The sequence below is a fragment of the Achromobacter sp. SIMBA_011 genome, from assembly GCF_046535435.1.
GTDB lineage: Bacteria > Pseudomonadota > Gammaproteobacteria > Burkholderiales > Burkholderiaceae_B > Achromobacter > Achromobacter dolens.
The window spans coordinates 1-261 of the sequence record NZ_JAWRWN010000691.1 but is presented as its reverse complement, the minus strand read 5'-3'; the positions used below and the strand labels follow the sequence as shown (position 1 = coordinate 261).

The following is a 261-nucleotide window of genomic DNA, read 5'->3' as shown; positions in this document are numbered from 1 at the left end:
CACGAGATCACGATCTACGGCGGGGCGCTCGGTGCGTCGGGTTATGCGGCGCTCGCGTTCGGCGTCGGCAAGAATCTCGGCGCGTTCGGCGCGGTGTCGGCCGACGTGACGACGGTGCGCGCCCGGCTGTGGTGGAGCGGTGAAACGCGCGTCGGCCGCTCGTATCGCTTCAACTATTCGAAGCACTTCGATTCGATCGATTCGGATGTGCGCTTTTTCGGCTATCGGTTCTCCGATCGCACCTACACGTCGTTTCCGCAG

Annotated in this window: 1 protein-coding gene; it reads left to right on the top strand. The window is 64.0% G+C overall.

What is annotated here, in order from left to right; genetic code table 11:
- The coding region (locus tag SB816_RS32710; RefSeq protein ID WP_410548339.1) for a fimbria/pilus outer membrane usher protein at positions 1–261 on the top strand (261 nt) is incomplete at both ends.